Raw genomic sequence first — 21,976 nt, 5'->3', positions numbered from 1 at the left:
AATCTTTCATAAAAAAGGTCGGAAATGATTTAACATTTCCGACCTTTTTCTATGATTTTGCTTTTTACTATTCTTCTGTAATCACATAAAACTTAAAGTTAAGCGGGTCGAAGACTTCAGCAATTTGCGTCAAGAATTCAGGGTTGTTCAAATAGAAATTCAAAAAGTTCTCGCCTCTTTCTTGGGGAATTCCATTCGGGAAAAGCTTCTGTTTTACTCCCAACAGCTGATTTACTTCTGTTTCGTGGTTTCTCTCCTCTGCTTTTTTCAAACGCTTTTCTAAGTTTTCAAGGGCATTCAATACCTTCTGTTGCTCTCCTTTTACGGCACCCTCCAACGTTTTATCTATTTTTACTGCTTTTGTCAGAATCTCCTCAAAAACCTGCACAAAAGAATTACTCTCCGTAGAAAGGCTTAAGCTATTTTCAGAATGCTTTTCAATAAAGCTTTTCTTCAAGCTTATTTCATCCAAAAATAAATCCTGACTGGTTAAATCTAATTTTTCTATTCTTTTAGCTGTAGCTTTATTGACGATCAAACAGAAGTTTCTAGGCATTAAGATAGGGAACGCTACCTGATGGAAATCAAAAATGCCTTTTAATTGAAGCCAATAAGGTACTTCTGATGGCCCACCGATATAGGCTAAGTTTGGCAGAATCACTTCTTCATAAACGGGTCTTAATACCACATTAGGACTGAATTTTTCAGGCTCAGCTTCCAGCAGGGCAAGGATTTCTGTTTCAGAAAATTGCAAATTAGTATTCAATACTTTATAGGTATTGCCTTCTTTGACAATACGCTCACGAAGTCCATTTTCTAAATAAAAGAAGTTGATTTCACGGGGAGAAATTTGGGTTTTATAGCCCAAAGATTCTAGTTTTTCAGAAGTTTTTGAAACAACATCAAAAGCAGTATGGTGTAGTAAATCGTTTTTAATAATGGGTGCAAACAGTTTTTTCAAATTTCTGTCATCGGCATCGATACAAATCAATCCTTGGTCTCCGAATAAATCATTAGCGTAACATCGTGCTGCATTCGCCAAAGTCTCATTGTTCAGGTATGCATCCTTGAAAATAGCAGGACATTCGGTCATTTCTGTTATCAAAGCCTCTAATTCTTTCGGGTTCATTCTACCTACTGCTCCTTTTTGGGCTGTCTCCCAAGCTAGTTTCTTACCGAACAATGAAAAATGATTGATTTCTGCAAAATCATGGTCTTCTGTTGCCATCCAATATACTGGTACAAAATTGTAAGCTGGAAAAGCATTTTTCAATGATTTCGCCAAGTTAACTGTTGTAACAAGCTTATAAATTACATAAAGAGGGCCTGTAAAAATATTGAGTTGATGTCCCGTAGTAACGGTAAACGTATTTTCTTCTAAAAGAATATCAACATTTGGCTTATTGCTTATACCTGAATACTGTTTTTTTAGCATTTCTACTAAAATACTACGTTTGGCTGAATCAAATTGTTTTAAAGCGATTTGCTTTTCAAATCCTTGAAGAGCGGGATAATTTTCGTAAAAATCTTTAGTTTTTGTGGATTGATTAATGAAGTCTAAAAAAAGAGACGAAAACTGATTGACGTCCTCTAACGGTAGTTGATGTATTTGCATTATTGCCTTATGCGTTTGATATTTAAAATTCAAACAGTCTTGTTTGGATTACAAGTTTAACGTAGAAGTTTTAAACTTTGTTCTTTTCTAGCAAGAATTTCAACAAAAAAGCCTTTAGAAAATTTCTAAAGGCTTTCGATATTCTCCATAAGCTATTTAATTATCTTTTATTTCCATAAAATTTTGCAGTAATGCATCTTTATGAAAACTTGTACAATCTTAGTTTCTACACAAACCCAAGCCGATTGTCTTTCTAATATCATCTACGTGATAAAAACAACTAAGGTTTCATGGGTCTTTACTTTTTTTCAGTTACTTCTCTGATTTTTAAATATTTACTCACCAAAAACAGGCTTATCTACCCGTTATTTTGATTGAAGTAAATAAATCGACTAATAGTCACTAGTAAGCATGATAATAGACACATATTTTTTTCAAAAGGTTGGATACTCATTAGAATATTAATAGAAAAACCTCTTTTATTATTATCTTTAGTATTAAAATGTGAATTTCATCGCTATTATGCTAAAAATTATACTTGTTTTTTTGATGATTACCGTGAGTTTGATGGCATTTGCCCAAACCCAACCTCAGTATAGTCAATACATGATGAATAGCTATTTAATCAATCCCGCAGTTGGGGGTATTGAAGATTATACTGATATTAAAACGGGTTATCGAAATCAATGGACAGATTTTGAGGGGGCTCCTACTACTTATTATGTGTCGGCTCATATTCCTATTGGCAAGACAGATAGAACAAGTACGGGCGTTCGTCCTAATTTTAGTAAGTCTATTCGGCGACCTATGGCCTTATCAAACCAATTCAATACTTCGGCTAAAGTACCTATCCACCACGGTATTGGGTTTATATTAGTATCTGATAAAACAGGAGCCAATACGCAGAATAGTTTTAATATCAGCTATTCATTACACGTCCCTATTACCACGAAGATGAAACTTGCCATCGGGTTTTCTGGTGGAATATCTCAATACACTGTAGATTTCAGCAAAGTACAGGTAAAAGACAACCCTGACCAAGCTATTGTTGCAGGCTCAAGGCTTACAGCTCTTCAACCCAATCTGAATGCTGGTGCTTGGCTATATTCAAAGCAGTTTTTTGTGGGAGTATCAGCCAATCAATTTATTTTTAATAGCTTTAATTATAAAAATACGGATAACCCTAATCAAAGTTGGAGTGGCGATGCCATACCTCATTATTTTCTAACAGCAGGTTTTAGACAAGAACTCAGTGAAGATTGGACGCTCATTCCTTCTACGCTTATCAAAAGAGTAGCACAAGCTCCCATCAGTTTTGATGTTAACTTAAAAACAGTTTTCAGGGAACGCTTTTGGTTTGGTACATCGTATCGCCATAAAGATGCTTTTGTAGGATTAGTCGGCGCAAATATTAGTTCGTTAATCAACTTGGGGTATTCTTACGACTATACATTATCTGGACTAAAGGAACGCTCGAGAGGGTCGCATGAGGTAGTAATTGGCATTATGTTGAATAATCGTCAACGAGTGCTTTGTCCGCAAAATCTATGGTAGCTTATCGCTAGCCAATCTTCCAATACTTTAAGAAACTCCAAGCTCTTCTATTTCCCAAATACGCTAGCTTGTCTTCGTTTTCATAAGCTTCCTTCTCAAAACAAATATTGCTATACGCTACCTGATGGTTTTGTCCTTTGAACCTGTTCAATAAATATTCTGACAAATACCAAATATAAAATGGGAGGATGAGTAACTCAAGCTGTTGGGCTAAATGGATGCACTCATGATTAATTAATATTTTAGAGGGGGATTTTGTTCTAACAAGTATAAAAGGAAAAATCGCCATGCCATCGACATTGAGAAAAGGGCAATAGATGGTAAAAAACAAGGCTTTTTTACGATTTCCCAACATCTTACGGCTTTTACTTGCTATATTTTTCGTTTATTTTATCGTAAAGCGAAGCAGGTATTTTAGATTCATATTCAGTAATTTTCACTTCTGGACGTACCCAGTCTAAATGACCTTTTATCCAAGCATAGGCTAAGCCAATCAATAATACGCCAATAAATACAAACATTTCTACTAACGAGAACCAACCCCACAAACCATCTGTATCAGCAATTAATCGCTGATTTCCAAAAACTGTTGCCCAAGGAAATAAAAAGATAATCTCGACGTCGAAAAGGATAAAAATCAAGGCAATTACATAAAAACGAATATTAAACCGAACGTTTGCATTCCCGTCTGGCTCTTCCCCCGATTCATAAGTAGTCAGTTTTTCCTCATTCGGGCGGCTCGGGCGAATCAGTTTTGCCAAAAATAATATTACGGCTACAAAAACTATCGCAGCAATGATAAAGAGTAATATATAACCAAAATCAGTAATCATCGTAAAAAGGTATTGTCGTTAAGCATTTTTATTTTTTCCTGAAATTTAAGTATCCTTTTACTACCGTAAAAGTGGTGATGGCCAAGAAGAATAAAATAACGTAATGAACATAGTTGATAATCCAAGGGAATTCTACTCCAAAATAATAACCTCCGCCTACTAAAGAACCAACCCAAATTGCACCGCCAGCAATATTCAAAAAGAGGTATTTTGGGTAATTCATTCGGCTAATTCCTGCTAAAATTGGAGCAAAAGTACGGATATAAGGCAAAAATCGGCTAATTATTAATGCTTGGCTACCATATTTTTCAAAAAAATCACGGGTAGAATCCAAGTGTTTTTGCTTAAAATACCAGGTATCGGCCTTATTTTCGAGGTTACTGCCAAAAAATCGCCCAAACAAAAAGCCCGTTAAAGAGCCTACTACGGCCGCCACAAAAAGGTATAACAAAACCGTTCCGATAGTATACTTTAAGAAGCCTGTTCCTACAAAAACACCTGTCAAAAAAAGAAGATAGTCGCCAGGAAGGAAAAAGGCAAAGAACAACCCGTTTTCAGCATATACTACAAAGGTAATAGCAAAAAGCCCCGCACTAATGATTTCCTTAGAATCTGATAAGTATTTAATGATTTCGGATATGTCCATTTTACAAATAGATGAAATGCCTGTCGGGCTGAAGTATAAAATACTTGTTTCTGTTAAGAGGCTTTTTTCAACGTTAGTTTATAACTAAACAACTGAAAGACAAATTTAGTCTATCAATCTGTTTATTTAAATTTTATTAATTGATTTAAAGAGTATTTCATACAATCAAAAACAAAATACTTAACAAAGCGTTCTGTTAACATTGAATGTTACATTAGTAAAATTACTTAAATTTCAGACAAATTCTCTAATCCTAAAATCATTAATTAATCAAATCATTGTTTCCTAAAAAACACTTAAATGAATTAAAGACTATGAAAAAAACTATCATTATCATTTTAGTGCTTCTATTACTTTTCGGAGGGTTTTTCTCTTCTAATCTCATTCGGTTTTTTTATAATTCATCTTCTGATGCTGAGACCGCCGAAGCAGATACAATAAGTGTCATTCCAGAAATGGCAGAACCTGTTTTTAAAAAAGAAGGAGAGTTAGAATTTGTAAAGACTAAACAAAAGTTAACGATTGAGATTGCCGATAATGATAAGGAAACAGAACAGGGCTTAATGTTTCGTCGTTCAATGCCCGACTCTTGTGGAATGTTGTTTATCATGCCTAAAAATCAGCCTCAAAGCTTTTGGATGAAAAATACTTTTATTCCTCTTGATATTATTTTTTTAGATAATCAAAAAAGAGTTGTAACCATACAAGCCAATAGAGCTCCATTTTCAGAAGAAGAGATACCATCTTATGAAAACTCAAAATATGTATTAGAAGTAAACGCAGGGTTTTGCCAAAGAAAGGGGATTGAGAAGGGGGATTTGTTGAAGTGGTGAGTTGTAGGTTTTGGACTTTAGGATTTTGGACTGGAGGACTTTAGGATTGCACTTTAAGACTTTAGGATTCTTGGACTAAAGGACTTTAAGGTTTATTTGTTAAGTTTTGATAAATCAAAACTCCCCAGTCTTATCTCAAATTCCTCCAGTCCAAAATCTCTAAAGTCTTAAAGTCCTAAAGTCTTCCAGTCCTAAAGTCCTCTAGTCCCAACTAAAATCTACTTAACCTCCACCTCAAAAGTCCCATCAAAATCTATACTCCCTACCGTAAATGAACCATTTTTGATTGGAGAGCCATTCACTGGTGGTTGATGGTGTAAAACCACCTGCAATTTGCCTGTTCCTGCTACAGCAGTTTTTACAGTGGCCGTCAAGCCAACATCAAAACCACGAGAGTCTTTATCTTTTCCAGAAACAGTTAATAATGTTGCAGGAGTAGCTATATATTCAAACAAATGTTCATCTTTTTGCTCTTGAATCTCTTCTGTCACATTGACAACAGGCGTTTTTGTTTCATCTAGCATCTCGACAGCCAAAGCATAGGTTTTGTTCGCATCTAACGAAATCTTATCAATCGTCGGGGCATTTCCTCCAATACCATCAAGGTCTTTGAATAAAAAAGTTTTAGTAACACCGCCCTCAGTAAATTTCAACCTTACCGTTGTTAGGTTCTCATTGTCTTCTTGTGGTACAGGGTCATCCTTCTTACATCCTACTACCAAAGCAAAGGCTAGCGTTGCCATTAAAAGTGTTTTCTTAGTCAATTTCATATTTGTTGAATTTATATAATGCAATAACGTTGCAAATATAATAAATGGAGATAATATTTTTGCACTATTGTTGCAAAATAAAATTTCTGTTGCCATATTTGCAACAATGTTGCAAATATGAAAAAACTATTTTTTAAATATCGTTATGATTACCTAGGCATATTAGGCTCAGGAATCTGCTTGGTGCATTGCTTGGCTACACCATTAATAATGCTTGTACAAGCTTATTATAAAACAGAAGTCAGTGTTAGCGCTCATGAAGGTATCCGCTATTGGGATTATATCTTTCTAATTACCTGCTTTGTAGCAGTATTTTTTACTACTAAAGAAAGCACTTCACAGAAAATAAGTAGTTCATTTTGGTTATTCTTTTCGCTTTTCGCAGTCGCTATTTTATTTGAAGACGACTTTAAATACATCAATCTACTGGGCTATTTTGCTTCAGTTGGACTCATCATCACTCATATCATTAATATTAGAAATTGCAGAAGATGTCAAACTAAAAACTCCCTGTTATAGGTGCTAAGTGGTTTTCGGATTCTGCTGGTTCTTGGTGGGCAGATGTTCCTTCATGGGAACATCCATTTTATCCCGCTTGGCTAGAAAACAAGGAAACCATCATGAAACGGTGGGATAAACGCTTTGGAGATTGAATCAATGAGTTAGTAATTATTGGTCAAGATTTAGACAAAAAGCCATTATTGAGGAGTTAGAGGAATGTCTCTGTGTTGAAGAAGAAATTGTACGAATGCAAAATAAAGGAACATTTATAGACCCATTTCCAGTATTTCAATAAAAATCTTAAGTAAAATAAAGGTAGTGTAATACTAAAACCCATAGGCTTTTGGCTTATGGGTTTTTATGTAAGAACACTTTTTTATCTATTATAAAACCTAAGAGCGCACGAAATGTATTAGCGTATAGGCTATCTTAAAAAAGATGGTCTCCCTAACGATTTTAGAACTGTAAGATACAGATTGCCAATTTTTTTTCGTAAAATTGCTTTACAATGAACACATACATATAAGCTTTATATGGTAGATGCCAACGTTTATTAGGTTTTCATAAATGGATAAACATTGGCTAATTAATCTTACCTCAATACAATAATGACTTCACGAGAAAAAATAAATCAAGTTTTTGAAGAAATGGGAAAGGTAGTGGTAGGTCACGAAAAATTGACGAATCGACTACTTATTGGCTTATTTACAGGCGGACACGTTTTATTAGAAGGCGTACCGGGCTTGGCAAAAACATTATCCGTAAATACTTTATCAAAAATCCTTAAGTTAGATTTTCACCGTATTCAATTTACGCCCGACTTATTACCTGCCGACCTTATCGGAACGATGATTTATAGTCGGAAATCTGATGATTTTGAAGTGAAAAAAGGACCAGTTTTCGCTAATATTATTCTAGCGGATGAGGTAAACCGTGCCCCAGCAAAGGTGCAATCTGCCCTTTTGGAAGCCATGCAGGAGAAACAAGTGACTATTGGTGATTTTACTTATCCGCTTGATAAACCATTTTTAGTACTAGCAACTCAAAACCCTGTAGAGCAAGAAGGGACTTTTCCTTTACCAGAAGCACAAGTAGATAGGTTTATGCTCAAAGTATTTGTTGACTACCTCAATAAAGAACAAGAATTGGAAGTAATGAGGAAAATGTCGAACATGGATTTTAATTATCAGCCAAAACCTATCCTTAATAAAGAAGACATTTTCAAAATCAGAAAGGAAATCAATGATATTACTATTTCTGAAACGCTTGAACGATATATCATCGAATTGATTTTTGCCACGCGTAAGCCAGGAGATTATGGATTGAGGGAAGAAGCCCGCTATGTACAATTTGGAGCATCGCCTCGTGCAAGCATCAATTTAAATTTAGCAGCGAAAGTTTTAGCATATTTAGATGGCCGAGATTATGTATTACCAGAAGATATCAAAGAAATAGCCCCAGATGTATTGAATCATAGAATTATGCTTAATTATGAAGCTGAGGCTGATGGTATCACAACGATGCAGGTAATCGACACTATTTTAAGAAGAGTAGCGATTGGCAGGTAAAGAGTTGTAGAAGATTTTCCACACAATCTTCTACAACAAAATTGAGTATTTTATTCTACAAACTCTTTGTTTTGAATTTCACCTCGTATAATGAAAAGAGGTCGGTTTTTAGACTGGAAAAAGACTCTCAAAATGTATTCTCCGAGTACGCCCAACGCTAATAATTGAACGCCACTAAAAAGAATAATCATAAAAAGCAACGCAGGAAAACCCTCTATTACTTCTTGAAGATAATATTTTTTTATCAATACACTTATAAAATAAATCAACGAAACAATAATTGAAAACAAACCCAATCTTGTAACAAATTTGATGGGGAATTCACTAAAATTAAAAATGCCGCTATAGGCTAATTTAAAAAGCTGTTTGAAAGAATATTTTGATTCTCCAGCTTGACGTTCTTCTCTAGCGTACTCTACTCCTATCTGTTTAAAACCTACCCATGTACGCATTCCTCTTAAATAACGACTTTCCTCAGGCATTTTATTTAAGATATTCACTACTCTACGGCTCATCAAAGCGAAGTCTCCACTATCCAAGGGAATATCTACATAAGCGATACTCTTCAATAAGCGATAAAATAGATAATAGGCACTACGTTTAACAAAGCCCTCTTTACGCTGTTTACGAACAGCATAAACAACATCATAGCCTTGTTTTAAATAAGGATAAAATTCGTGGAGTAATTCAGGAGGATCTTGGAGGTCGCCATCAATAACCATCACAGCCTCAGAGCCTTTGGAAATGGCTAAACCTGCTGTAAGGGCTAATTGGTGTCCGTGGTTTCGTGCTAAAAATAAACAATGATATCTTCCATCGGCTAATGCCAGTGCTTGCATCAGTTCTGCTGTATTATCACGGCTTCCATCATCTACTAACACAATTTCAATGCTTACTTGAGTCGAATCCATTAATGCATTTAACCTTTCTATCAAAAAGGGGAAAGTTTCACTTTCATTATAGAGAGGGGCGATAATTGAAATTTGGGGGATATTCAACGAATTAAACTGTTTTCAGGTAAAGACTTTATGAATGGGTTTCTACAATAGAAATATAATCAGCCTCAAATATAGCCTAAAAAATTCAGATTAAACTTTCTGTCAGTCTGAATCCTATATGTTTTGCTATCAGACGAAGTTTTAACTGTTTGAAAATTTAGTTTTTTTAAGGAGTGGATACAGCAACACAGAGATTAGAATGATAAATGTTCCCGCATAGAACCCTATGGTCATTCGTTCTTTTTCTCCGAAGAATATATAAGCCAAAATAATCCCATAAACAGGTTCAAGGTTTAATGTAAGATTAAAGGTAAAGGCCGAAAATTTACGAATTAGCTCCACTCCTTCAGCAAAAGCATAAACTGTACACACAAAAGCTAAAATAGATAGCCACAGCCAGTCTAAACCCTGCGGAATAAGGATAAAATCATTATCTGCTTGAATAAACAAATACAAAACAGGTATGAGAGTAATGAAGGCAGCACCGAGCATCTCATAAAAAGTAATGATTTGTGGGCTATGTTGTTTAGCAAACTGAGCATTAATGACAGAAAACAGCGCACTTAAAAATGCAGAAAATATTCCGACTAATAAGCCCATGATATGGTCTACTTCAAACAAGAAAATTAAATATAAACCTACTATTACCATTAAACCTAGTCCTACTTCTATGACCCTAATTTTCCTTTTGTCCCACAAAGGCTCAAGCAAGCTTGTCCATAATGACCCTGTAGAAAAACCTGCAAGACATATCGCTATTGTTGAGATTTTAGCTGCATAAAAGAATGTAAACCAATGCAAAGCAATAATTCCGCCTGTGGCTAATAATTGAAAAGTAGCTTTTGTAGAGATTTTAATAGGCACATTCTTAAGGTATAAATACAGGAATAATCCTGCGGATGCCATAAAGGTTCTAAAGAAAACAACACTTAAAGAATGGGCAGAAATTAAGGCTCCTAGAATAGCCGTAAACCCAGCAATGAGCACGACAAAATGAAGTTGGAAATAATCTTTTATACTGTTTGTTTTCATGAAGTGCTTTGGTCTGTGTTAGCAATTAGTAATGCTGAAATATCGTTGACTATTATGTTGATTTATCCGTTAGAAAGAGTGCCTGAATGATTGATAACAAGATACTCTACATGCTAAATTCAAAACTTCATACTATCTAGGCACTGTGTAATATAAAATAAACCCAATCGCCGTAAAAACAATATTAGGTAACCAAACGGCTAGTAGCGGAGGCATTCCCCCTGATTGGGCAATTCCTTTGCTCATCATAAAGAATAATATATATAAGAACGCCAACATAAAGCCTAGGGCAATCTGAAAGCCCACTCCACCTCTTGCTTTCCGAGCTGATACGATTACACCGATTACACTCAGAATGATGACGGCAAACGGATTGGCAAATCGTAAATATTTCTCAATTAAGAAAATTTCAATACCATCTGCTCCACGTGTCCGAATCTGATTAATAGTAGCTTCTAATTCTGAGTTTGTTAGCGTTTCATGAATCTGGTACTTGCTTTCAAAATCTTTGGGAAGTAAATTAAGCGTGGTGTCTATCTTAGCGCCGTAAGTTAGTTTTTGTTTGCCATTAGGCAGAAATGTTCTCACTCTATAATCGAAAATAGACCATTTTTTGCGAGTAGAATCCCATGTAATATGGTCTGCTAATAATTTCATTTTTAATTCATGCCCATCTATTTTATCCAAAGAAAAGCGATAGCCCGTTTGTGAACCCGTATCATAGCTTTCCATGTAAGCATAATCCTGTGGGCCTATTTTGATGTGCACATCTCTATCACTATAATAGTAGGAACCTACTACGTATTTTCGTTCAAAAGCAATACGTGTTTTATTGGCATTGGGAATTATCCACCCTACCATAAAGAAGGTAAGAATCCCCACAATAGACGAGGCGATAAAATAAGGTCTGATAAAACGAGTGAAGCTGACACCTGTACTTAGAATGGCAATGATTTCTGTACGTGCTGCCAAGTTTGCTGTAAAAAAAACAGTAGCAATAAACACCATTAATGGGCTAATATAATTGGCCCAATAGGGAATAAAGTTCAAGTAATAGTCAACCAGAACAGCATGAACAGACGCTTTATTATCGATGAAGTTGTCAATTTTCTCGGTATAGTCAATCACCATGATAATAGAAACGATGATTAAAACCGCAAAAAAGTAAGTTTTAAGAAATTTTTTAATGATATATAAATCAAGAATCTTCATTTTTTTTCAGGTAACAATAGCCTAAATTATCGCTATTGAAATAGTAATATGCTACAAAGCTACGAATAAATAAATGTCTGTGGTTTGAAGAGCCATTCTATAAGATTAAAAAATGTTAAAAGTTAATATTCTTCGTTATAACAAAATAGGCAACTGTGGGTATCTAAACAATATTGTTCAAATTATTGTCTGTCATATAGTGGCTCATATACTATAAATGTGTGCAAAAAAATACCCACTTTTATAGAACATCTACAAATTTAAGATGGTTTTATAGAACGAATGTTGCTTAAAAGAATAGCGACATATTTTTACACATATCCGAGTAGCTTATCGTTCAGCAAAAACTATAAAACATTATCATTATTCTGGGATAATATTTATATTTTTTGAGAGTGTATTAAAATTATTTGACCTTGTTGAATAATCAATGATATAATAAATTATGATAATTTATGTACTTTTGTCTATCAATCGAATGGAATTCCTGAACTTAGTAGATATATTACTATTTTATTCAAAGCGCAAGCAGTAGATAATTCATCAAAACTATTTTATTGGCGAAGCAACTAAATTAAAACTTCATCATTATGATTTCTAAAAAAGCTAAATATGCTTTGAAAGCCCTAAAGGTTCTAGCTCGTGAATATGAAAAAGGGCCATTACTTATTTCAAATATTGCTGAATCAGAAAATATTCCCAAAAAGTTTTTAGAAGCAATTCTTCTTGAATTACGCAATCATGGGCTTTTACAAAGCCAAAAAGGTAAAGGTGGCGGTTATTATTTAAGAATACCACCTGACCAAGTTTCTTTCGCTAAAATCATTCGTATCATTGACGGCCCTATTTCGCCAACGCTCTGTGTATCATTACATTTCTATGGCAAATGTGATGATTGTGGAGACGAAGAAAGCTGTTCATTAAGAAACGTTATGGAAAAATGGAGAGACGCCAATCTTGCTGTTTTAGAGGACAATACATTAATGGATTTAGTAAAATAAAAAATAGCCCAAGCTGATGCTTGGGCTATTTTTTTGGCTTATATCAGCTTTTACAAAATATTGAAATTGGTATTCTTTCAAGGAAAAAAGTTTATTTTTTTCCCATTCCTTAAAAACCTTTTTTCAATTTTTTAGCTCCAAAAAATGCTTCTTTTTAAGATTAGAAAGCATTTTCATAATTATTTGCATAATAAGCATTAAATAATTGTAATATTTTCAACCTATTAAATATTGCTATATTGAGAATTATTATTATTTTTACAACATAATTGTTCACAATAACCACTATCTAATAAAATGAAAAAGTTTAATCAATTCATGATTCTACAATGGCTAGTATTTCTACCATTAATACTTCCTTTGAGCATTGTTTCGGGCATTCTTCATGGTGTTAAACACTCTATTAGCGACCTTGTAGAGCAGATATCAAGAGATGTGGCACATCCTATTATTCATGAAGAAAATCCAGATTCTTTTGCTTAAAATCGTCTGGATCAAGTTCAAGAAACTCTTCCCAGAAAGCATTAGTAGGGACAGCCGCTTTACAAATAATAGGTTCTTTCTTAATCGGATGAACGAAATACACCCTTCTGGCATGTAAGTTAATGCTTGCATCAGCATTGGGGCGATCAAACCCATATTTTAAGTCTCCACGAATAGGACAACCCATTGAGGCTAACTGAACTCTGATTTGATGAGGACGGCCAGTAATGGGTTCTACCTCAATCAAAAAATGTTTATTGATTTCGCCTAATACTTTGTAATTAAGTTCCGCTTTTTGCGAGCCTTTTACTTCAGTCTCATGAGCCGTCACCACATTTTTCGCTTCGTCTTTAACAATCCAGTGAATTAACTTACCCTTTGCTTCTTTAGGTTTACGCCTAACAATTGCCCAATAAGTTTTTTGAATATCCCTTTTTCTAAACAGCTCCATCATGCGCTCTAGCCCTTTAGACGTTCTGGCAAAAATTACCAACCCACTAACAGGCCTATCTAGGCGATGAACAGGATGTAAAAATACATCTCCTGGTTTATTATATTCTTTTTTGATATATTCCTTAACGGCGTCCGTCAATGTTCTATCCCCTGTTGAATCTCCTTGCACTAAAATTCCAGCCCTCTTGTTGACAATAATAATATGATTGTCTTCATATACTACGTGAAAATCTTTCATTTTCTATTTTTGATTTTACGAGTTCAATTACTATTTAAACTCGATTTTTGATTAATAACTCTCTTTTTCATTCGGAAAATCAACTGATTTTACGTCCTGAATATATTGTGTGATTGCTTCATTCATAATGCCATCCAAATCAGCGTATCTTCTTAAGAATCTTGGTTTAAATTCTTTATTGATGCCAAGCATATCATGAATTACTAAGATTTGCCCATCTGCATCAGGACCTGCTCCTATTCCAACTGTTGGTATGGTGATACTCTGAGATACTTTTTTAGTAAGACTTGAAGGTATTTTCTCAAGTACAACACCAAAAGCACCAATTTCGTCCAACATTTGTGCATCTTCTATCAATTTATTGGCTTCTTGGTCTTCTTTTGCTCTTACATTATACGTCCCAAACTTATAAATTGATTGTGGCGTCAAGCCTAAATGCCCCATCACGGGGATACCTGCACTCAATACCCTGATAATCGACTCTTTAATTTCTGAGCCACCTTCCATTTTCACGGCATGCCCACCAGATTCTTTCATAATCCTGATAGCCGAACGAAGTGCTTCAGAAGAATTTCCCTGATATGAACCAAAAGGGATATCCACAACAACCAATGCTCTTTTTACAGCCTTCACTACCGAAGTAGCATGATAAATCATTTGGTCGAGTGTAATAGGCAAAGTAGTTTCATGTCCAGCCATCACGTTCGATGCCGAGTCACCAACGAGGATTAAATCTACGCCTGCTGCATCTACAATACGAGCCATAGAGTAGTCGTAAGCAGTAAGGCAAGAGATTTTTTCACCCCTATTTTTCATTTCTTGCAAAATATGTGTAGTAATTCGTTTGATTTCGTTATTCACTGGCATGATTTTTTAAGCTTTTTTTTCGTTACAAATAAGATATACATAAATACATACTTTTAAGCTGAATGATTCTTTTACATGAAAAATAAATCGATTTTCAATTTAAATTAAGTACAGATATTTATATATAGTCCAAGTAAAATTAAATAATGTACAAATTTAAGATTTATTAGTATCTAAAATAGTTAAAATATATTTCGATATGCTTTTTTTCAAAATAAGTGCTTTTTTCAGAGAATATCACTAAATATTTACTAAAAAAGGGGTACTTTTACTTGATAAATCTTATATTCATTCTTATATTCATTTTATCTAATAAATCTATTTCAGTCCCTATCATTTATACTAAATCAAATCAAGTTATGAAACAGATTTTTTCAACAAGAAGTCTATTGCAAAACAAGTCTGCTCAGATTGGCCTGGGTTTATTGACGTGTTTAGCGCTAAGCAATCCGTCATTTGCTCAAGACTCTAGTAAAAAACCAACGATTGTAAGTACAATCACAGACAATGGAATTACAACGACGACCTATTCAAATGGTCAAATTGTAAAAACGGTTGCAGACGGGTATTATTTAGATTCTGCTTTTTACAAAAACAGCAATGTCTTAAAAGCTACTCAAGGCAAACGTTACTGGAAGCTTACTGATAGAGTAGGGGTCTCGATCCCTGTTGGAAACACAGTAAATGGCAAAGATATAACGATGTTCTTGAAACCGGGTGGTTCTAACTCGCTTTCAGTGACACGTCAATGGGGTATAATTGGTCTTGGTATCACTGGAGGTTATCAGTTCTTTCAGGTTGGTGATGATTATAATGGTCCAGATGGACGTATCTATAAAAATTATGATGCTTTAGTATTGTCTGGAAAAATCCCTGCTGGTATTACAAGAAATGATTTGAAATATGATAAGATATCGAGCATGGAAGATTTTTATTTATTGATTGGACCATCATTGGACATTCCGATTGGTAAAAAATTAAATGTGAATCTTGATGCTCGTGGTGGTTTATTCAATACTTCTGCTCCTCGTTTTGGTGCTTATTTACAAGACGGAAATTTTGGTGCACAGTCATTGATTTTTAGAATGAACTCTTCTGCTTCAAAAAATAAACTTGGCGGACTTATTGCCTTAGATGTAACTTACAAAGTAGGTAAAACATGGGCATTAGGCCTTAACGCACAAGGTTTCGTTACAGAAACTCCATTTACAACAGTAGGTCAAGACGTTTCTCAAGGATCTACTAAAACTTTAACCAAAGAAGATTTAAGCACACACGGAGGTTATACTTTCGGACTTGCATTATCACATACATTTGGTGAAGACAACGGTAAAACTGTTTATACGCTATTACCTCCTCCGCCAGCACCAATCGTGGTGTATGCTCCAACAATATTAGGAGAAAACGGAAAGATGTATGATTATAAATCTGCTGAAAAACCTGTATTCAAATGGAAAAGCAATTCTCCTAATCCAGATCAGGAAGAATATTTGTTCAAACTTTACAAAGCTGATGGTTCAGATACTCCAATCTATCAGCAGACAACTAAAAATACTAGCTTAACATTGCCTGATAATGTTGCATTAGCTAACGGTGACGAAGGTGACTTCTACTACTACTCTGTACAGTCAGTAGTTCAGAACAAACACTTCTCAGAAGCAGATGCTGCTAGCTTTGGTTATAAAGCAAAACCTGTAGCTTCAATTACGCCAACTAAACCTACTACTGACCAGTATATGTTTAAAGTATTTGGAGGAACTACAGCACCAAGCTCTATCAAACCAAAAGTACGTCGTAAAGTAACTAAACCTGCTGTAGCTGTTGTTCCTAAGAAATTGGTACCTCGTAAAAAATCTACGAAGCCTGCAAGCAACTATGTTAACTACGAAAACGTAACAGAGAATCCTAAAGTAAAATGGCCTGATGATCTTCCATTACCGAAGAATCCATCAATCTATGAATACGAAGTTCAACGCTTGAATCCTGGTGATTGTAAGCCTGTTGGTCCAGTAGCAAAATATAGATTCTATATTGACCCTAAAAATCCTGATGATATCCGTATTCTTCCTGACAAACCGAAGAAAAAGTAATTAGGATTAAATATTAGATAAAACGAAAAAAGCATTCTGAATTCAATTCGGAATGCTTTTTTCGTTTGTATGAATTCAATTGAGTTTTAGTGTTTTAAAATAAATTACTTGTAGCGGTAAACCTTGCTGTTACCGTATCGTTAACAAAGTATCGATTTAATAAACGGTAACCGCAAGGATTACCCCTACAAGTCGCTACAAATAGTCTAAAATACCCAAGGCTATTCTTTTACATAGCATTCTAGTTTAGAATACATCATGCTTGATAATTTTCGGGAACACAATTAACAATTAGTTACTAACAATAAATCTATACAGATTTATGCAGCCAGTAAAGAATACAGAAAAGTAAATGGAAGTGGTGGAAAGAAGACTAAAAAGTACAATGAGAATGAATAAATGTAGAGATGTATCAGTACTTCAAAAAAAGTTTATTTTTTTTTTACTTATCAAGCAACCTTTAAAAAAAGTAGCTTGTCTATATAAGTACAAATAATAAAGCAATTAGTGGTAACATAAACAACCCCTCCGACATGAATCAGAGGGGTTTCGTTTTTTCTACTAGTCTGCTTTTTGTTCCATACGTTTACGCATACTTGGATCCAAGTAAATTTTACGCATACGAATAGACTTTGGCGTTACTTCTAAGTATTCATCTTTTTGGATATATTCCATAGACTCTTCCAAAGAGAACTGGATTTTCGGAGCAATTTTAACATTTGTGTCTGTACCAGAAGCACGCATGTTAGTCAATTGTTTCGCATTCTGAAGGTTTACTTCAATATCATTCTGACGGTTGTGCTCTCCAACTACCATACCTGCATAAACTTCTTCAGTAGGGTCGATAAAGAAAACACCTCTATCTTGTAATTTATCTACAGCATAAGGAGTAACAACACCTGAGTTCATAGAAATCAATGAACCATTGATACGTCCAGCAATAGTTCCTTTGTAAGGCTCATAAGCTTTGAAACGGTGTGCCATGATAGCTTCACCGAAAGTAGCTGTCAATACTTTAGAACGCATACCAATCAAACCACGTGAAGGAATGTTGAATTCTAAGTGTTGTAAGTCACCTTTAGGTTCCATAATCAACAACTCACCTTTACCTTGCGTAGCCAATTCGATTACTTTACCTGCAGATTCGTCTGGAACGTCAACTACTAAAGTTTCGATTGGTTCTAAACGCTCGCCATTTTCACCTTCTTTGAAAATTACTTGTGGTTGACCTACTTGTAATTCATAACCTTCACGACGCATCGTTTCGATTAATACAGACAAGTGAAGAATACCACGACCAAATACTAAGAATTTATCTTCAGAGTCAGTTGCAACAACTTTCAACGCTAAGTTTTTCTCAGTTTCTTTGTATAGACGATCACGTAAGTGACGAGATGTTACAAATTTACCTTCTTTACCAAAGAATGGAGAGTTATTGATGGTAAACAACATGTTCATTGTTGGCTCATCAATCGAGATTCTTGGTAATGCTTCAGGAGTTTCATAGTCAGTAACTGTATCACCGATTTCAAAATCTTCGATACCCATCATTGCACAAATTTCACCAGCACTTACTTCAGCAACTTTTACTCTTCCAAGTCCTTCAAATACTTGAAGTTCTTTGATTTTCATTCTTTTTACAGAACCATCTGCCTTCATCAAAGCTACTTGCATACCTTCTTTGAAAGTTCCACGGTGAACACGACCAATAGCGATACGACCAACGAATGAAGAATAATCTAAAGATGTAATCTGCATTTGTGGGATACCTTCGTTTTCTGGTGCTGGAGGAATCGTATCGATGATTACATCTAATAATTCAGTAATATCTTCCGTTTTACGTTTCCAGTCAGTACTCATCCAACCTTGTTTAGATGAACCATACAAAGTAGGGAAATCTAATTGGTCTTCTGTAGCACCCAAGTTGAACATCAAGTCAAATACTTGCTCGTGTACTTCGTCAGGGCGACAGTTTTCTTTATCTACTTTATTGATGATTACGATAGGTTTTAAACCTAAGTCGATTGCTTTACCTAATACAAAACGAGTTTGAGGCATTGGACCTTCAAAAGCATCCACCAAAAGGCAAACACCATCAGCCAATTTCAATACTCTTTCTACTTCACCTCCAAAGTCAGAGTGACCCGGAGTATCAATAATATTAATTTTTACGCCTTTGTAGCGAACAGATACGTTTTTAGAAACGATAGTGATACCACGTTCACGCTCCAAATCGTTGTTGTCAAGAATTAAATCTCCGAACTCTTGGTTATCACGAAATAACTTTGAAGCATGGATGATTTTATCAACGAGGGTAGTTTTACCGTGGTCAACGTGAGCAATGATGGCAATGTTACGAATACTTTGCATGATTTCAATTTGAAAATTTGAAACGGGCTCGCCCGTGCGATGAATTAATTTGAAAATGAAATTGTAAGAATTATACTCTTCAAACTATCTGATTTCCAAATTTACATTTAAGGGTGCAAAGGTAAGGATATTATCTTAGAAAAATGCTATTAGCTTGAAAAAATAACAAAGAAATAAATTGAAGCCCCAGATTTGGCATAAAAGAGTTAAATGATTGTAAATCAATGGCTAGAAGTAGATTTAGAAATATTAATTCGAAGGATTTAATATAAATTATAAAAGAAAAAATAGCAATAATACAATTTACCAAAACCAGAGCTTTCGTTAAGTTCTATTTAATACTCAGCGGTACTTTCAGTTCTATTAATGTTCCTTTAGATGGTTGCGTCAAGATTTGAAGACTCCCGTTCATAGCAGCGGCTCTTTCTTTCATATTATTTAACCCATTTCCCTGTTTGATGTTGACTTCTTCAAAGCCAATTCCATTGTCTTTCACAATCACAGTAAAATATTCTTCTGTAAAATAAATAGCAATTTCAAGGTAAGTAGCTTGTGCATACTTGACACTATTATTAACAGCTTCCTTAAAAACAAGGTAGATATTATATTGCTTTAAGGGAGAAAACTGAATCTTACTTAAGTCTGCTACATTAAAACTATAATCAATATTTTTGGGCTCTAGCATTTCGGCTGTGAACTCCTTCATCTTTACGATTACACTATCCAGACTTTCCTCCGTTTGTTTTGTTGTCCAGACAATATCACTTAGCGAACGCTGTACTTTTTGCGAGCTCTCACTAATTCTATGAATCAAATCTTTTACCGAAGTAGGATTTCTATCAATTTGGTTTTCAACAACTTGACTTAAAATACCAATACTACTTAAGGTAGAACCAATGTCATCGTGCAAATCACGTGCTATTCTATTTCTCATTTGGTCATTGGCTTTCAATTGTGTAATTACCTCCGCCTGAAATTGTTCTTTTTCCTTCCTGTCTTTATTGATTCTATAAGCCAAAGCAAATGATAGAAGCACTACTTCTAGCGCCGACCCTACCTGTAGTGCATTCCTTGTAAAATTATCGCTTGGCAAAATGTTTGAAAGTTGCATGATAAATATCAAAGCACTTATCAGCATGATAGACCATGCACTTAAAAAGAAGAGCGCTTCTTCTGAGCCCTTCATCCATACGTAAGTGGCAATTACTAACACATAAATTACTGCCACAAAAGCGATTGAATTTAATAATATAATGCTAGTAGTACCTAGCCCCATCCAATGACCCACCAGAAAGAGCAAAATGAGTATGATTAAAACACGAGAAATTTTGTTGGAAATAGGTAAATAACGCTGGACATTCAGAAAGCTGTTTGCAAATAATAGACTGAATATTATGCCCATTGAAATAAAAATGGGCGTAAAGCGATTGAACCAAACAGCATTTGGCCATATAAATTCATGCGAAATCCCTTTGTTATACGCGAAAAAGCACGCAAATGAGGAAACGTAAATGACATAATAGAGGTACACCTTAGTACGAACTGTACAGAAAATGAAGAAATTGAAGATTGCCATTACTATCATAATGCCCAAGTAAATGCCCTGCATTAAGTCTTTAGGGTGGTTATCTTCAAAATAGACTTTAAGCGGAGCAACCCGCATGGGGAACAATAAAGGCAGGGATGTCTGGAAACGTATATAATACGTACAGGTTTCGCCAGCAGGGATGTTTAAATCAAACAAATAGAAATTGGTTTTTAAATCTCTTTCTGTAACAGGCACATAAGTACCCGATTTTTTTAAGGTTACTTTATTGTGTGAATCTATTTTATAGAAAATAATGCTATCAATAGTAGCCTCGGCAATCTCTAAGAATAGTCTTTGTGTTGTTTTATTTTGCAACGTTACCCTTGCCCAAATAACAGAAGAAGTAATTCCAAAATTAGGATTTGTTTGTAAGCTTCTAGTAAAATACGCGTCAATATCACGTCGTTTACTTACTTCATCAAAAGTTAAGGACGCCGTTTTATCTTCAAAGATTTCAATTTCTCTACCAATGATTCGGGACTCGTTAGGATTATCAATAACGACCTGACGTTGAGAAAATGCTTCAAAGAAAAACAGCTGTGTAAATAAGAAGATTAGACAAAAACCTTTTACCTCTTTCATAATAATAGTTGTGCTCGCTTTCACTAATATGTATAGTAAAAGAAAGCAATGAATGTTTTTCAATAAACCCAAGCATTTTATAAATATGCCGTTTATTGACGTTATTAACTTACAAAAAACCTGTGCCTAATCTAGTCTCTTTTGGTATTTTCTCAATACAAAATATGTTAACGGTACAAAAAAGGAAAAAAACTTCAAATATGCTTTTCCTAAATAGATATCAGGCTCTACTTCCACTAGATAATCACGGAGTAATCTTACTGGCGAAAATTTCGCATTCGCTTGGTGATGCCCATAATTAATCAATAGTGTTTTTGATGACCCATCTTCCGAAACATGATAATATCCATCGGTATTGTTTGTCATTAAAGATTTAAGGTGGGGTTCATCAAGCCCGTTTTGCTGCGCTTTTAAATTATAGCCAATTACTGCGTCTCCTTCAATATGCGTGGTAAATACTTTAAAGAATTTTCTAATACCCAACACCTTTGTTAATACACCAATATTAACCCCTATAAACTCCCAGCCAATCAAATCGGAAGTAATAGGTTGTTTGCCTCTTTCAAAGATAGTTTTTAATTGATTTTGACTAAGAAAGTAATACTTCCTGTAGATGTTTTCCATGTTAATGTAGGTTTTGGAGATATATGACAATTTAGAGATATATTAGAGGTAATTTAATAACTCAAAATTACAAATATTATGATATTTCTGAGCAAAAAAGGGATAATACAACAAAACC

20 protein-coding genes are annotated in these 21,976 nt (G+C 34.7%); 7 read left to right on the top strand and 13 right to left on the bottom strand.

Annotation, left to right across the window (positions count from 1 at the left end; translation table 11 throughout):
- Window positions 1-67 precede the first annotated feature (67 nt).
- On the bottom strand, window positions 68-1,615 hold the full coding sequence (gene bshC, locus AC1RNE_RS13165) for a bacillithiol biosynthesis cysteine-adding enzyme BshC (protein ID WP_492801399.1): 1,548 nt from the start codon (window positions 1,613-1,615) through the stop codon (window positions 68-70).
- 522 nt (window positions 1,616-2,137) lie between these two features.
- Between bshC and AC1RNE_RS13160 the strand changes: the two genes are divergently transcribed.
- A complete protein-coding gene (locus tag AC1RNE_RS13160) occupies window positions 2,138-3,169 on the top strand; it encodes a PorP/SprF family type IX secretion system membrane protein (RefSeq protein ID WP_492801398.1) in 1,032 nt (343 codons plus the stop codon).
- A gap of 7 nt (window positions 3,170-3,176) precedes the next feature.
- On the opposite strand, the gene AC1RNE_RS13155 is transcribed toward AC1RNE_RS13160, so the two are convergent.
- The 3 genes from AC1RNE_RS13155 to AC1RNE_RS13145 all read right to left on the bottom strand — a co-directional run bounded on the left by AC1RNE_RS13155 (window position 3,177) and on the right by AC1RNE_RS13145 (window position 4,648).
- Window positions 3,177-3,335, bottom strand: coding sequence for a hypothetical protein (locus AC1RNE_RS13155; protein WP_492801397.1), 159 nt, complete (start codon window positions 3,333-3,335; stop codon window positions 3,177-3,179).
- 199 nt (window positions 3,336-3,534) lie between these two features.
- Window positions 3,535-4,002 carry an NADH-quinone oxidoreductase subunit A gene (locus tag AC1RNE_RS13150; protein WP_492801396.1) on the bottom strand — a complete coding sequence of 156 codons (468 nt, stop codon included), beginning with the start codon at window positions 4,000-4,002 and terminating at the stop codon, window positions 3,535-3,537.
- Between the two features lie 28 nt (window positions 4,003-4,030).
- On the bottom strand, window positions 4,031-4,648 hold the full coding sequence (locus AC1RNE_RS13145; protein ID WP_492801395.1) for a DedA family protein: 618 nt from the start codon (window positions 4,646-4,648) through the stop codon (window positions 4,031-4,033).
- A 314-nt stretch (window positions 4,649-4,962) separates the two neighbouring features.
- Here AC1RNE_RS13145 and AC1RNE_RS13140 point away from each other — a divergent pair, with 314 nt between their 5' ends.
- The gene (locus AC1RNE_RS13140; RefSeq protein ID WP_492801394.1) at window positions 4,963-5,481 is read left to right on the top strand and encodes a DUF192 domain-containing protein; all 519 of its coding nucleotides are present in this window, start codon (window positions 4,963-4,965) and stop codon (window positions 5,479-5,481) included.
- Window positions 5,482-5,699: 218 nt separating this feature from the next.
- Here the strand turns inward: AC1RNE_RS13140 and AC1RNE_RS13135 are convergent, their stop codons facing one another.
- Entirely contained in the window at window positions 5,700-6,251 is a 552-nt protein-coding gene (locus tag AC1RNE_RS13135) for a hypothetical protein (protein ID WP_492801393.1), read from the bottom strand.
- Between the two features lie 117 nt (window positions 6,252-6,368).
- On the opposite strand from AC1RNE_RS13135, the gene AC1RNE_RS13130 reads away from it, so the two are divergent.
- Complete coding sequence (locus tag AC1RNE_RS13130; protein ID WP_492801392.1) at window positions 6,369-6,770, top strand: MerC domain-containing protein; 402 nt, start codon at window positions 6,369-6,371, stop codon at window positions 6,768-6,770.
- A gap of 590 nt (window positions 6,771-7,360) precedes the next feature.
- The gene (locus AC1RNE_RS13125) at window positions 7,361-8,320 is read left to right on the top strand and encodes an AAA family ATPase (protein ID WP_309924180.1); all 960 of its coding nucleotides are present in this window, start codon (window positions 7,361-7,363) and stop codon (window positions 8,318-8,320) included.
- Window positions 8,321-8,370: 50 nt separating this feature from the next.
- Here the strand turns inward: AC1RNE_RS13125 and AC1RNE_RS13120 are convergent, their stop codons facing one another.
- From AC1RNE_RS13120 to AC1RNE_RS13110, 3 genes are all read right to left on the bottom strand, one after another.
- The gene (locus tag AC1RNE_RS13120) at window positions 8,371-9,318 is read right to left on the bottom strand and encodes a glycosyltransferase family 2 protein (protein ID WP_492801391.1); all 948 of its coding nucleotides are present in this window, start codon (window positions 9,316-9,318) and stop codon (window positions 8,371-8,373) included.
- Between the two features lie 141 nt (window positions 9,319-9,459).
- Entirely contained in the window at window positions 9,460-10,350 is an 891-nt protein-coding gene (locus AC1RNE_RS13115; protein WP_492801390.1) for a DMT family transporter, read from the bottom strand.
- A gap of 132 nt (window positions 10,351-10,482) precedes the next feature.
- A complete protein-coding gene (locus tag AC1RNE_RS13110) occupies window positions 10,483-11,562 on the bottom strand; it encodes an LptF/LptG family permease (RefSeq protein ID WP_492801389.1) in 1,080 nt (359 codons plus the stop codon).
- A 590-nt stretch (window positions 11,563-12,152) separates the two neighbouring features.
- Here AC1RNE_RS13110 and AC1RNE_RS13105 point away from each other — a divergent pair.
- Both AC1RNE_RS13105 and AC1RNE_RS13100 read left to right on the top strand, forming a co-directional pair.
- Window positions 12,153-12,563, top strand: a complete 411-nt coding sequence (locus AC1RNE_RS13105) for an RrF2 family transcriptional regulator (RefSeq protein WP_492801388.1) — start codon at window positions 12,153-12,155, stop codon at window positions 12,561-12,563.
- A gap of 297 nt (window positions 12,564-12,860) precedes the next feature.
- Window positions 12,861-13,046, top strand: coding sequence for a hypothetical protein (locus tag AC1RNE_RS13100; protein ID WP_492801387.1), 186 nt, complete (start codon window positions 12,861-12,863; stop codon window positions 13,044-13,046).
- Here AC1RNE_RS13100 and AC1RNE_RS13095 read toward each other — a convergent pair.
- Both AC1RNE_RS13095 and panB read right to left on the bottom strand, forming a co-directional pair.
- Window positions 13,012-13,737, bottom strand: a complete 726-nt coding sequence (locus AC1RNE_RS13095) for an RluA family pseudouridine synthase (protein ID WP_492801386.1) — start codon at window positions 13,735-13,737, stop codon at window positions 13,012-13,014. The two genes, AC1RNE_RS13100 and AC1RNE_RS13095, sit on opposite strands and share 35 nt — an antisense overlap.
- A gap of 51 nt (window positions 13,738-13,788) precedes the next feature.
- Window positions 13,789-14,604, bottom strand: a complete 816-nt coding sequence (gene panB, locus AC1RNE_RS13090; protein ID WP_492801385.1) for a 3-methyl-2-oxobutanoate hydroxymethyltransferase — start codon at window positions 14,602-14,604, stop codon at window positions 13,789-13,791.
- A 359-nt stretch (window positions 14,605-14,963) separates the two neighbouring features.
- Between panB and AC1RNE_RS13085 the strand changes: the two genes are divergently transcribed.
- The gene (locus AC1RNE_RS13085) at window positions 14,964-16,694 is read left to right on the top strand and encodes a hypothetical protein (protein ID WP_492801384.1); all 1,731 of its coding nucleotides are present in this window, start codon (window positions 14,964-14,966) and stop codon (window positions 16,692-16,694) included.
- Between the two features lie 561 nt (window positions 16,695-17,255).
- Here AC1RNE_RS13085 and typA read toward each other — a convergent pair.
- From typA to AC1RNE_RS13070, 3 genes are all read right to left on the bottom strand, one after another.
- Entirely contained in the window at window positions 17,256-19,064 is a 1,809-nt protein-coding gene (gene typA, locus AC1RNE_RS13080; protein ID WP_492801383.1) for a translational GTPase TypA, read from the bottom strand.
- 331 nt (window positions 19,065-19,395) lie between these two features.
- Window positions 19,396-21,234 (bottom strand): sensor histidine kinase, encoded by a 1,839-nt coding sequence (locus AC1RNE_RS13075; RefSeq protein WP_492801382.1) that lies wholly within the window; start codon window positions 21,232-21,234, stop codon window positions 19,396-19,398.
- Window positions 21,235-21,360: 126 nt separating this feature from the next.
- Complete coding sequence (locus tag AC1RNE_RS13070) at window positions 21,361-21,858, bottom strand: hypothetical protein (RefSeq protein ID WP_492801381.1); 498 nt, start codon at window positions 21,856-21,858, stop codon at window positions 21,361-21,363.
- Window positions 21,859-21,976: the final 118 nt, after the last annotated feature.

Source organism: Arcicella sp. GW822-FHT02H01, assembly GCF_058802005.1.
This window is presented reverse-complemented; position numbering and strand designations above follow the sequence as displayed.